Here is a 12,427-nt window from a genome sequence, read left to right on the forward strand (position 1 = left end):
GGGCGGTTCTCCTCAGTTCTCGATGGCGGCGGATTATAGCACGGGCCCCTGGTAGAGTCCCTGTTCGCGAATGTAGTCCGCTACCGTTTCCGGCAACAAATATTGTGGATTGTTCCCGCTGCGGATGCATTCGCGCAGCCGGCTGGACGAGATCTCCAGTTCGGGGTTGTCGAGCAGATGGATGCAGCCGGCCGGCTGGTGATGCAGCCGCTCCCGGTCGCGGGTGCCGTGGCGGTGGAACAGGGCCTCGACCTCGGGGTTGAATGCGGGTTGCCAGCCGGGCCTGTGGCTGACCACCAGATGGGCGTGATCGAGCAATTCCCGCCAGCGGTGCCAGCCATTGAGCCCGCACAGGGAGTCCATGCCCATAAGAAAGCACAGTGGCCGCGAGCCCAGTTCCCGGCGCAGTTCAATCAGGGTGTCTATGGTGTAGGACGGGGTTTGGCGGTTGAGTTCGCGCGCATCCACCGTCAACCCCGGGGTCGCCGCCGCCGCCAGCCGGACCATGGCCAGGCGGTGCGCCGGGGCGCTGGCGGGGGTGGCCCTGTGGGGCGGTATATGGTTGGGCAGGAGGCGGACCTCGGCCAGCCCGAGCCGTTCCATGCTCTGGATGGCGGTGCGCAGATGGCCGATATGGATGGGATCGAAAGTGCCTCCGAGCAGGCCGATAGGTGCGGTCATGGCAGTATGGTCGGTGGTTGGTCGTCGAGAAAACCGATGCACAGCGCGTACAGCCAGCGCCAGGCGGCATCGTCGTCAAAGTCGGCCAGGGCGGCGTCGGCCGCGGCCAGCAGGGTGCCCAGGGCGGCCAGTTTGGCCGCCGGCAGCCGGCCCAGGGCCGCCTGCAACAATGGCTGGCGGCTGGACCAGACATGCAGGGCGGCAGCGGCCTGGTGAAAGGGCTGGCCTGCCTGCAAGTGGGCCTGCAGGCTGTCCAGGGTTGCCAGCTCGCGGGCCAGCAGGTGGCACAGCATGCCTGCCTCGATCCCTTCCTGGCGCAGTTGCAGCAGGATGCGGCAGGCGCGCCTGACCTTGCCCTGCAGCAGCGGATCCAGCAACTGGAAGGGGTTGAAATGGTGATGCGGCTGCACCTGCTGTTGCAGGGTGGCCAGGGTCAGCGGCTGGGGGAGGGCGAGCAGGGCGAGCTTTTCGATTTCTCCCGCCGCCGCCAGCAGGTTGCCCTCGAAGGCGTGGGCCAGCCAGTGCAGGGCGTCCGGCTCGGCCCTCAGGCCGGCGTCCCGCAGCCGCTGCTCAAGCAGGCGCACCAGCTGGCGCGGATTGGGCGACAGCACGGCAACCGTGGGGCCGGTCTCGGCCAGGGCCTTGAACCAGGCGCTTTTTTGTTGCTGCTGGTTGAGTCGGGGGCCGCTTATCAGCAGCAAAAGATCCGGGTGACACTGGCGCAACAGTTCCCGCAGCCGGTCCGAGGCGGTTTTGTCGAGCTTGTCGGGCAGCGCCAGCTCGATGATCTGGCGGCGACTGAACAGGCTCAGGGCCTGGCTGGCGTCGAACAGGGCATCCCAGTCCAGGCCCTCGTCGGCGTCGAAGCGGTGGCGTTCGTCGAAACCCTGGGCGCGCGCCGTGCGGCGCAGCAGGTCGAGGGCTTCCATTTTCAGCAGGGGTTCGTCGCCGTAGACGAAATAGCAGGGCGAGAGGCCGCCCTGGAGGTGCTGCGGCAACTGCTCGGGATAGAGGCGCATCAGAACGACAGGCGGCTCAACTGGCGGACGATCTGCTCGGCGGCCTCGTGTTCCATCTGCTCGCGCAATTGCTGCTGCTCACGGCTGGAGGCGAGTGCCTGATCGGACTTGTCGAGAAAGCTGCGGTTGAAGGCCACATTGAACGCCTGGCGCGGCTCGCCGGGCACATCCAGGGTAAAGCGGGTGCCAAAACGCATGGCGTATTCCAGAGTGTCGGCCCGGGTGTCGACCGAGGCGGTGGTGTTGCTCTGGCCGAGGGGGGCTATGGTCAGCACGGGCGTGGCGCCATCGGCTTCCACCAGCTGGACCCCGGCCCGCAGCAGGCGCGCCGACACCAGCCGGTAGAAGGGGGTTTTATCGTCCCCGGCCAGTACCAGGCGGTGCAGCTCGGGGGGCAGGTTGTCGCCGCCCCTGAGCTGGAAACCGCAAGCGGTCAGCAGCAGGGTCAGCGACAGCAGCATAATGGCCTTGATTCGAGTGAACATCACAACTCCTTAAAACACAGCCGGAAGCCTGAAGCCGGAAGAAAAACAAAGAAGCACGAGCCTGTGGTGCCATGCTTCTTTCTAGCTTCCAGCTTCCAGCTTCCAGCTTCTAGCTATCAGTTAGCCACGATATTCAGCAGCTTGCCCGGTACGTAAATCACCTTGCGAATGGTCTTGCCGTCCAGATGGCGGGCCACATTGTCCTCTGCCTTGCCGGCGGCTTCCACCGTGTCCTGGCTGGCGTCGGCGGCCACGGTCACCTTGCCGCGCACTTTGCCGTTGACCTGCACCACCACCAGTTTTTCCTCTTCCACCAGGGCTTCGGGATCGGCCACCGGCCAGCTGGCATGATCGATATCTTCCCGGCCGAGGGCCTGCCACAGCTTGAAGCAGGTATGGGGCACGATGGGATGCAGCATCACCACCACGGCTTCCAGGGCTTCCTGCAGCAGGGCACGGTTTTGTGCGTCGGCCATGTCCACCCGGGCCAGCAGGTTAAGCAGTTCCATGATGGCGGCGATGGCGGTGTTGAAGGTCTGGCGCCGGCCCACGTCGTCGCTCACCTTGTTGATGGTCTTGTGTACTTCCCGGCGCAGGGTCTTTTGCTCGCCGCTCAGCTCTGCCAGCCGCAGGCCTTCAACCGGGCCCCGGGCCTGGTGTTCGTACACCAGTTTCCACAACCGCTTGAGGAAACGCTGGGCGCCCTCGACGCCGGAGTCGGACCATTCCAGGGTGAGGTCGGCGGGGGAGGCGAACATCATGAACAGCCGCACGGTGTCGGCGCCGTAGCGGTCCACCATCACCTGGGGATCGATGCCGTTGTTCTTGGACTTGGACATCTTGGTCATGCCGGTGTGCACCAGCTCGCGGCCCTCGGCGTCCACCGCTTTCTTGATGCGGCCCTTTTCGTCCCGCTCCAGGGTCACGTCCAGCGGGCTGACCCAGGTGCGGCCGCCCTTGTCGTCGGTGTAGTAGAAGGCATCGGCCAGCACCATGCCCTGGCACAGCAGGCGCTTGAACGGCTCGTCGGACTCCACCAGGCCGGTGTCGCGCAGCAGCTTGTGGAAGAAGCGGGCATACAGCAGGTGCATGCAGGCGTGCTCAATGCCGCCGATGTACTGATCCACCGGCAGCCAGTAGTTGGCCTTTTCCACGTCCAGCATGCCCTGATCGTAGTCGGGGCTGCAGTAGCGGGCGTAGTACCAGGACGACTCCATAAAGGTGTCGAAGGTGTCGGTTTCCCGCAGCGCCGGCTGGCCGTGGTAGGTGGTTTTGGCCCACTCGGGATCGGCCTTGATCGGGCTCTGGATACCGTCCATCACCACGTCTTCCGGCAGCACCACCGGCAGGGACTCTTCCGGCGCGCCGACCACGGTGCCGTCTTCCAGGTTGAGCATGGGAATGGGCGCGCCCCAGTAGCGCTGGCGGCTCACCCCCCAGTCGCGCAGGCGGAAGTTGACGGTGCGCCGGCCCAGGCCCTTTTCTTCCAGCGTTTTGGCGATGGCGTCAAAGGCCTGCTCGAAGTTCAGGCCGTCGAATTCGCCGGAGTGAAACAGCACGCCCTTTTCGGTATAGGCCTCGGTGCTTACGTCCGGTTCGCTGCCGTCGGCGGGCTTGATCACCGGCACTATGTCGAGGCCGTATTTGCCGGCAAACTCATGGTCGCGCTGGTCGTGGGCGGGCACCGCCATCACGGCGCCAGAGCCGTAATCCATCAGCACGAAGTTGGCGACCCAGATGGGTACCTGTTTGCCGGTGAGCGGGTGCACCGCCATCAGGCCGGTGGCCATGCCCTTCTTCTCCATGGTGGCCATCTCGGCCTCGGCCACCTTGTTGTGCCGGCAGTCGTCGATAAAGGCGGCCAGGGCCGGGTTGTTTTCGGCAGCGCGCGCAGCCAGCGGGTGGCCGGCGGCAATGCCCACGTAGGTGACGCCAAACAGGGTGTCGGGGCGGGTGGTGTATACCTCAAAGCTGTCGGTGCTGCCTGCCACCGCAAAGCGCAGGGTCACGCCCTCGCTGCGGCCAATCCAGTTGCGCTGCATGGTCTTGACCTGCTCGGGCCAGCCGTCCAGGTGGTCGATGTCGTTGAGCAGCTCTTCCGCATAGTCGGTGATCTTGATAAACCACTGGGGAATTTCCTTCTGCTCCACCGGGGTGTCGCAGCGCCAGCAGCAGCCGTCGTTGACCTGCTCGTTGGCGAGCACGGTTTCGTCGTTGGGGCACCAGTTGACCGAGGAGGTTTTCTTGTAGACCAGGCCCTTGTCATACAGCTTGGTAAAGAACCACTGCTCCCAGCGGTAGTATTCGGGGGTGCAGGTAGCCAGCTCTCTGTCCCAGTCGTAACCAAAACCCAGTCGCTTGAGCTGGTTTTTCATGTAGTCGATGTTTTCGTAGGTCCAGGGTGCCGGCGCTGTCTTGTTGTTGACGGCGGCGTTTTCGGCGGGCAGGCCAAAGGCATCCCAGCCGATGGGCTGGAGCACATTTTTGCCCTGCAACCGTTGATAACGGGAGATGACGTCGCCTATGGTGTAGTTACGGACGTGCCCCATATGTAGCCGACCTGAGGGGTAGGGGAACATGGACAGGCAGTAGAATTTGTCCTTGCCCGCGTGTTCGGTTGCCTTGAAGGTCTGCTTTTCGGCCCAAAAGCGTTGCACTTCAGGCTCAATATTCTGGGGATTGAATTGCTCTTGCATTAGTGACGTCCGGTTCCGTTAATGGGGTGGTAACACCAGCGATAAATCGGCATAGAATACCCCAGGGGGTAGCCTGCAACAATAGCGCCCCCTCCCGGCAGCACGGAGGAAAGCACCATGAGCGAGCAAGGGGACAAGCATAAAAAAGGTTACGAGGCCTTTGTGGAGGAGTTGCACCGCCAGTGGCGGCAGGCGGAGGACACCACCCTTAAGGAGCTGGTAGAAAAAACCCAGGCCTACATGGAAGCGGCCGGGGATCTGACCCGGGACGAGCTGGCGCTGATCGCCGAGTACGTCAAGCGGGACCTGGCCGAGTACAGCGGTGAGGAATTCCGGGACAGCCTGTTCTACCGGCGCATCCGCGAAACCGTGTGGGGCTGGCTGGCCGGGGCTACCGACAAGAGCCGGCTGGAATGGCAGGAGTTTGCCCAGGATCTGGCCCATCATGGTGAATACCGGGCCGGTGAGGTGGTGGGGCCCGGATTCTACGACTGTACCCTGTGCGCCCACCGCCATGAAATTACCCATCCCGAGGTACTCACCGGCTGCCTCGAATGCGGCCACGACGTTTTTATCCGCCGCCCGCTGACCCCCTGAATTACTTGAACAGCCGCCGGCCCGGCTCCAGCCCGAAGGCACCGACGGGCCGGTGCCGGCAACAGGCGGCAAAGGCCAGGCACAGGGCCAGCCAGCCCAGCAGGGGCAGGTTGCCGAAACGGGCATAGGGTGTCAGGCCGGTCATGCCGGTCACCTCGGCCCTGAGTACCCCCGCTTCGAACTGGGGCAGGCTGGCGGTGATCCTCCCCTTTTCGTCGGTGACCAGGGTAACCCCGTTGTTGGTGGCGCGGACCAGGGGACGCCCCAGCTCCAGGGCGCGCATGCGGGCGATTTGCTGATGTTGCCAGGGGCCGATGGACTGGCCGAACCAGGTGTCGTTGGAGACCGTCAGCAGGTAGTCGGTATCGGCCTTGAGGTTGTCGCGCACCAGGCCGGGGAAGGCGACTTCGTAGCAGATGGCTACGCTGAAACGATGGCCGGCGCCGGCCAGATCCGGTTGCCCCGCCTCGCCCCGGGAAAAGGACGACATGGGCAGGTTGAAAAAGGGCGCCAGCGGGCGCAGCCAGTCGCCGAAGGGCACGAATTCGCCGATGGGCACCAGTTGCTGTTTGTAGTAACGATTGTCGTGGCCGGGCTGGTAGCGACCGTCGCCGAGGCCGATCACCGCGTTGTAGGTTTCCCCCTCGGCCGGGCGGGAAACGATGCCGGTGAGCAGGCTCTGGCCGCGCTCATGCATCAGCTGGTCGACCTGGCCAAGCCAGGGAGCCAGTTGCTGCTCGGACGCGGGCAGTGCCGATTCTGGCCAGACCACCAGGTCGGCGTCCAGCTCCGGCAGGGTCAGTTCCAGGTAGCGCTCCAGGCTCAGTTCCAGCTGGCCGGGGATCCACTTCAGGGATTGCTCGATATTGCCCTGTACCAGAACCAGGCGCTGGGTCTGGGTGGGGCTGACCCAGTGCAGCAGCTGGCTGCCATAGGCCAGCGCCCACAGCAGCAGGGCGAGCAGGCCAGGCTGCCAGCGGCGCTGGGTTGCCAGCAGGCAGAGCGCACCGGCGCTGAAGGCCAGCACCCAGCTGATACCCTGAACCCCCAACAGCGGCGCCAGTCCCGCCAGGGGGCCGTCCAACTGGCTGTAGCCGAACCAGAGCCAGGGAAAGCCGGTCAGCACCCAGCCCCGCAGCCAGTCGGCGGCCACCAGCAGCACCGGCAGCACCCACAGCAGGCGGGCCAGGGGAGAGGCAACATAGCGACGTGCCAGCCACAGCGCCAGGGCGTTGTAGAGGGACAAATAGGCGGCCAGCAACGCCACCAGCAGGAAGGCGGCGACCAGCGGCAGGCCGCCGAACAGGGTCATGCTGTTGTGGATCCACCACAGTCCCGGCAGATAGAGTCCCAGGCTCCAGGCAAAGCCGCGCCGGGCCGCCAGGGCGGGCGAGGGGGCTGTGGCCTGCACGAAGAGGCCCAGCAGAGACACCAGGGCAAGGGGCCAGAGATCGAACGGACTGAAGGCGAAAACGCCGAGGGCCCCGCTGAGCAGGGCCCCTAGGATGGGCAGCAATCTGTGCACTTATACCGGTTCCGAAGAGGAGGTTTCCTGATTGTCCGGTATCTTAACCTGCAACTGCAGCAAGCGTCGACGATCGGCGTGGGCCACCTTGAACACGAATCCCTCGATCTCGACCTGCTCGCCCTTGGCGGGCAGGTGGCCGAAGGCATGCATCACCATGCCGCCGATGGTATCGGCTTCTTCGTCGCTGAAGTGGGTATGGAAGAATTCGTTGAAGTCCTCGATGTCGGTGAGCGCGGCCACCGCATAGACCCGCTTGCTGATCTGGCGGATTTCGGCGCTTTCCTCGGCGTCGTACTCGTCCTCGATGTCGCCGACGATCAGTTCGAGGATATCCTCTATGGTCACCAGGCCGGACACGCCGCCGAATTCATCCACCACTATGGCCATGTGATAGCGCTCTTCCCGGAATTCCTTGAGCAACTTGTCGAGCCGTTTGCTCTCGGGCACCACCACTGCCGGGCGCAGTACCTTGTCGATGGAGAAGGGCTCCTCGGTCAGGCCGAAGCCGTATTGCAGCAGATCCTTGGCCAGCAGTATGCCCTCGATGTGGTCCTTGTCTTCGTTGACCACCGGAAAGCGGGAGTGGGTGGACTCGATGATCATCGGCAGAAACGCCGACACCGGCTGGGATTTTTCCACCGTTACCATCTGGGAACGGGGGATCATGATGTCGCGGACCCGCAGCTCGCTGACTTCCAGCACCCCCTCGATCATGTCCTTGGTATCCTGATCGATAAGGTCGCGCTCGCCCGCGTCCATGATGACTTCTACCAGTTCTTCCCGATTCTTCGGTTCGCCCTGAAAAAGCTGGCCAAGTCGCTCAAGCCAGTTTTTCTTGCTGGACGAACCGTTTTCTGAGTTTGAATTATCGTCGCTCATGGGACCTTGTTAACCTTCATCGTCGTCTTGATAGGGATTATCGATACCCAGGCGGGCCAGGATCGCTATCTCCCGGGATTCCATTATTTCGGCTTCGTCATCCTTAATATGGTCAAAGCCGAGCAAATGCAAGCAGCCGTGCACCACCATGTGCGCCCAGTGGGCTTTTGGCGCCTTGCCCTGCTCCGCTGCTTCCCGCTCCACGACCTGGCGGCAGATAACCAGATCGCCGATCAGCGGCAGCTCGACCCCGGGAGGCGCCTCGAACGGAAAGGACAATACATTGGTGGGCTTGTCCTTGCCGCGGTAGTCCCGGTTGAGTGCCTGGCTTTCGGTCTCGTCCACCAGCCGCACGGTGATTTCGGTCTCATCCCGCTCACCCTCCAGGGCGGCGGCAAGCCACTGTTCAACATCCTGCTCGATGGGCAGGCCGGGCGCCTCATCGCAGGCGATTTGCAAATCCAGCCACAGGGTCATGCAGGGGATTCTCCCTTGGTCTGAGTCGCGCTTTGCTGGCGCTTTTGCGCATCATCAAAGGCCTCGTAGGCGCGTACGATGCGGGCCACCACGGGATGGCGCACCACGTCTTCGGCGCGGAAAAAGTTGAATGACAGCCCTTCCACCTCGCTCAGCACCTCGATGGCGTGACGCAGGCCGGACTTGGCATTGCGGGGCAAGTCGATCTGGGTGATATCGCCGGTGATCACCGCCTTGGAGTTGAAGCCGATGCGGGTCAGGAACATTTTCATCTGCTCCACCGTGGTATTCTGGCTTTCGTCCAGGATGATAAAGGCGTCGTTCAGGGTGCGGCCGCGCATGTAGGCGAGCGGCGCCACTTCGATGACGTTGCGCTCAATCAGCTTTTCCACCCGCTCGAAGCCCAGCATTTCGAACAGGGCGTCGTACAGGGGGCGCAGGTAGGGATCGACCTTCTGGCTCAGATCCCCGGGCAAAAAGCCCAGTTTTTCGCCCGCTTCCACCGCCGGGCGGGTCAGCAGGATGCGGCGGATCTCCTGTCGCTCCAGGGCGTCCACCGCGGCGGCGACCGCCAGGTAGGTTTTGCCGGTGCCGGCCGGACCTATGCCGAAGGTAATGTCGTGGGTCAGGATATGCGCGACATACTGGGCCTGGTTGGGGGTGCGCGGCTTGATCAGGCCCCGCTTGGTCTTGATGGTGACTTCCTTGCCGTAGCGATAGCCGGGGTCGGATTCGTCATCCTGCTCCAGTACCCGGGCTTCCTTGATGGCCAGGTGAACCTGCTCGGGAGTGATGTCGGGTACGCCCTGGCCCCGTACCGGCTGGGTGGCCAGGTAGAGATCGCGCAGCAGCTCGCCCACCGCCTGGGTAACGGCGACCGGACCGACCACATGAAAATGCTGGTTGTGATAGTTGATCTCAACGCCCAGGCGGCGTTCCAGTTGCTTGAGGTTGTCGTCAAAGGGGCCGCACAGGCTGGCCAGGCGCTGGCCATCCGCCGGCGCCAGCTCGAGTTCCAGATGGGTGACGTTGGGGGTCAAGGTAACTCCTGTTGCCAAAAAGCTTTAAGCCGTAAGCCGTAAGCTTGAAGCTAAAAGCAAACATACTCCTGCCGGAGTCATACTGATAGTTTGACCGCAACACCGGGCTCGTTCATTGCCATGACTGAACATGAGCTTATCGTCTGAATTGGGCCCGGTGATAGCAGACAACTTTAGTCTGTCTTACAGCTTAAAGCTGATAGCTTACAGCTGTCGTTAAGGGGTAAAGGTGGCCACGCCGACTTCGTCGGGTACGCCGTCGGGGCGACGGGCCAGGATGCTCTGGGGCGATATCTGGCTGCGCAGATCCATCTCGTCCTCGCCGCGCAGGAAGGTGCCGCGCAGGCTGTGGGGCATCACTTCGGTGATCTCCACGTCGGCAAAACCGCCGATAAGGCGATGGGGGCCTTCGAAGTTCACCACCCGGTTGTTCTCGGTGCGGCCACGCAGTTCCATGGGGTTGAGCTTGGAGGGGCCTTCCACCAGGATACGCTGGGTGGAGCCGAGCATCTGCCGGCTGATCTGCTGGGCCTGGTTGTTGATCACATTCTGCAACCGGTACAGACGTTCCTTTTTCTCTTCCATCGGAATGTCGTCGGGCAGATCGGCGGCCGGGGTGCCCGGGCGGGGGCTGTAGATAAAGCTGAAGCTCATGTCGAAGCCCACGTCCTCGATGAGTTTCATGGTCTTCTCGAAGTCGTCCGCCTCTTCCCCGGGGAAGCCCACGATAAAGTCGGAGCTGATGGTGATGTCGGGGCGGGCCGCACGCAGCTTGCGGATCTTGGACTTGTATTCCAGGGCGGTGTGGGGCCGCTTCATCAGGGTGAGGATGCGATCCGAGCCGCTCTGCACCGGCAGGTGCAGGAAGCTGACCAGCTCGGGGGTGTCCTTGTACACCTCGATGATGTCGTCGGTGAATTCGATGGGGTGGCTGGTGGTGTAGCGAATGCGGTCGATACCGTCGATGGCCGCCACCAGCCGCAGCAGTTCGGCGAAGCTGCAGATGTCGCCGTCATGGGTCTCGCCCCGGTAGGCGTTGACGTTCTGGCCCAGCAGGTTGACCTCGCGCACGCCCTGCTCGGCGAGCTGGGCGATTTCAAAGAGTACGTCGTCGAGCGGCCGGCTCACTTCCTCGCCGCGGGTATAGGGCACCACGCAGAAGGAGCAGTACTTGGAGCAGCCTTCCATGATAGAGACAAAGGCGGTGGCGCCCTCGGCCCTGGGCTCGGGCAGGCGGTCGAATTTTTCGATCTCGGGGAAGCTCACATCCACCTGGGCGCCGCGGCCCTCGAGCACGGACTTGATCATGGCCGGCAGCCGGTGCAGGGTCTGGGGCCCGAACACGATGTCCACGAAGGGCGCGCGGGAGCGGATGGCTTCACCTTCCTGGGAGGCGACGCAGCCGCCGACCCCGATCACCAGCCTGGGGTTGGCTTCCTTCAGCGGACGCCAGCGGCCGAGCTGATGAAAGACCTTTTCCTGGGCCTTTTCGCGGATGGAGCAGGTGTTGAGCAGCAGCACATCGGCCTGCTCGGCGTCCTCGGTGAGCTGGTAGCCGTGGGTGGCGTCCAGCAGGTCGGCCATCTTGGATGAATCGTACTCGTTCATCTGACAGCCCCAGGTCTTGATATGAAGTTTTTTGCTCATGGCGCTCTTGGATTACAGCAAAGGGACATGCGTTTTGGACCGGGCATTCTACTCTTTTCTCCCGGCAGTGACCAGATAATATCCAGCCTGAACCGGGCCAGAACGATGCCGAAATAACGCCGTATTTGGGTTAGAATGGCTCAAAAATCCAGAGGTTATACAGATGGAACACTGTGATATCGCCATTATCGGCGGCGGCATGGTCGGCGCCCTGGCGGCGGCCCTGCTGGCGCCCAGCGGCCTGGCCATCCGTGTGCTGGAAAGCCGCCCGCCCCGGCCTTTTGAGGCAGGCAACCCTCATGATGTGCGTATTTCCTCGCTCAGCGCCGCCTCGGTGAGGCTGTTGCAGCAGGCTGGGGCCTGGGATGCCATCACGGCCATGCGGGCCTGGCTCTACCGGCGGCTGGAGGCGAGCGAATGGGACGGTTTCGCCACCCGCTTCGAGGCCCGGGAGCTCGATTGTGATTATCTGGGCTTTATGGTGGAAAACCGGGTGATCCAGCTCGGCCTCTGGCAGGCCCTGGCCCAGTGGCGCAATGTCGTGTTTGACTGTCCGGCGGCTCTGGCCGGGATGACGCGGGACGAGCGGGGCGCCGAGTTACTGCTGGACGGCGGGCGGCGGTTGCACGCCCGGCTGGTGCTGGCCTGTGACGGCGCCGAGTCGCGCACCCGCAGCCTGGCCCGTATCGGTGTCACCGCCTGGGACTACGCCCAGCATTGCCTGTTGATCAGTGTCGAAGGTGAGGCAATGGAGCAGGATATCACCTGGCAACAATTCCATCCCTCCGGGCCCCGGGCTCTGTTGCCGCTTGGCAACGGCAAGGCATCCCTGGTGTGGTACGACAGCAGGACACGGATCGAGCAGCTGGCGGCGTTGAGCAACGAGACCCTGGCCCATGAGGTGGCGGCGCACTTTCCGGCCCGCCTGGGACCGGTGCGGGTGCTGGACAAGGGCCATTTCCCTTTGCGCCGCCGCCATGCCAATCAGTACGTCAAGGGCGCCGTGGTGCTGCTGGGGGATGCGGCTCATACCATCAACCCGCTGGCGGGGCAGGGCGTCAACCTCGGCTTCAAGGATGTGATGGTGCTTGGCGAACTGGTGCACCAGGCGGTAGAAGGCGGGACCGATTTTGCCGCCCCCGACCTGCTTTTGCGTTATGAATGCCGGCGCCGGCCCGACAATCTGTTGATGCAGGGCGCCATGGATCTGTTCTATCAGGCCTTCAGCAACGATCTGCCACCACTTAAACTGCTGCGCAACCTGGGGCTGAAGGCTGCCGAACATGGCGGCCCGCTGAAAAACCGGGTGATGAAATACGCCATGGGGTTGTAAATTCAGGGACTTGGGATTGGGGAATAGGGACTGGTACGATTCCCC

The 12,427-nt window shown here is 63.3% G+C and carries 11 protein-coding genes; 2 read left to right on the forward strand and 9 right to left on the reverse strand.

What is annotated here, in order from left to right:
- Positions 1 to 33 precede the first annotated feature (33 nt).
- From nadD to leuS, 4 genes are all read right to left on the reverse strand, one after another.
- Positions 34 to 681: a nicotinate-nucleotide adenylyltransferase gene (nadD, locus tag C7I36_RS05265; protein ID WP_106452686.1), complete on the reverse strand. Its 648-nt coding sequence runs from the start codon at positions 679 to 681 to the stop codon at positions 34 to 36.
- A complete protein-coding gene (gene holA / locus C7I36_RS05270) occupies positions 678 to 1,700 on the reverse strand; it encodes a DNA polymerase III subunit delta (protein WP_106452687.1) in 1,023 nt (340 codons plus the stop codon). The genes nadD and holA overlap by 4 nt, the downstream gene beginning before the upstream one ends.
- Positions 1,700 to 2,185 carry an LPS-assembly lipoprotein LptE gene (locus C7I36_RS05275; protein WP_106452688.1) on the reverse strand — a complete coding sequence of 162 codons (486 nt, stop codon included), beginning with the start codon at positions 2,183 to 2,185 and terminating at the stop codon, positions 1,700 to 1,702. The genes holA and C7I36_RS05275 overlap by 1 nt, the downstream gene beginning before the upstream one ends.
- 116 nt (positions 2,186 to 2,301) lie before the next feature.
- Positions 2,302 to 4,881 (reverse strand): leucine--tRNA ligase, encoded by a 2,580-nt coding sequence (gene leuS, locus C7I36_RS05280; protein ID WP_106452689.1) that lies wholly within the window; start codon positions 4,879 to 4,881, stop codon positions 2,302 to 2,304.
- A 117-nt stretch (positions 4,882 to 4,998) separates the two neighbouring features.
- Here leuS and C7I36_RS05285 point away from each other — a divergent pair, with 117 nt between their 5' ends.
- Positions 4,999 to 5,478, forward strand: a complete 480-nt coding sequence (locus tag C7I36_RS05285; RefSeq protein ID WP_106452690.1) for a zinc ribbon-containing protein — start codon at positions 4,999 to 5,001, stop codon at positions 5,476 to 5,478.
- 1 nt (position 5,479) lies between these two features.
- Here the strand turns inward: C7I36_RS05285 and lnt are convergent, their stop codons facing one another.
- From lnt to miaB, 5 genes are all read right to left on the reverse strand, one after another.
- Complete coding sequence (gene lnt / locus C7I36_RS05290; protein WP_106452691.1) at positions 5,480 to 7,003, reverse strand: apolipoprotein N-acyltransferase; 1,524 nt, start codon at positions 7,001 to 7,003, stop codon at positions 5,480 to 5,482.
- Positions 7,004 to 7,885, reverse strand: a complete 882-nt coding sequence (gene corC / locus C7I36_RS05295; RefSeq protein ID WP_106452692.1) for a CNNM family magnesium/cobalt transport protein CorC — start codon at positions 7,883 to 7,885, stop codon at positions 7,004 to 7,006.
- 9 nt (positions 7,886 to 7,894) lie between these two features.
- Positions 7,895 to 8,362 (reverse strand): rRNA maturation RNase YbeY, encoded by a 468-nt coding sequence (gene ybeY / locus C7I36_RS05300; protein ID WP_106452693.1) that lies wholly within the window; start codon positions 8,360 to 8,362, stop codon positions 7,895 to 7,897.
- Positions 8,359 to 9,402 carry a PhoH family protein gene (locus C7I36_RS05305; RefSeq protein ID WP_106452694.1) on the reverse strand — a complete coding sequence of 348 codons (1,044 nt, stop codon included), beginning with the start codon at positions 9,400 to 9,402 and terminating at the stop codon, positions 8,359 to 8,361. Before C7I36_RS05305 ends, ybeY begins: the two co-directional genes overlap by 4 nt.
- A gap of 216 nt (positions 9,403 to 9,618) precedes the next feature.
- Positions 9,619 to 11,049 (reverse strand): tRNA (N6-isopentenyl adenosine(37)-C2)-methylthiotransferase MiaB, encoded by a 1,431-nt coding sequence (gene miaB / locus C7I36_RS05310; protein ID WP_106452695.1) that lies wholly within the window; start codon positions 11,047 to 11,049, stop codon positions 9,619 to 9,621.
- Between the two features lie 163 nt (positions 11,050 to 11,212).
- On the opposite strand from miaB, the gene C7I36_RS05315 reads away from it, so the two are divergent.
- A complete protein-coding gene (locus tag C7I36_RS05315; RefSeq protein WP_106452696.1) occupies positions 11,213 to 12,382 on the forward strand; it encodes an FAD-dependent monooxygenase in 1,170 nt (389 codons plus the stop codon).
- Positions 12,383 to 12,427 lie beyond the last annotated feature (45 nt).

It is taken from the genome of Zobellella taiwanensis (assembly GCF_003012795.1).
In the GTDB taxonomy this organism is placed as follows: Bacteria; Pseudomonadota; Gammaproteobacteria; order Enterobacterales; family Aeromonadaceae; genus Oceanimonas; species Oceanimonas taiwanensis.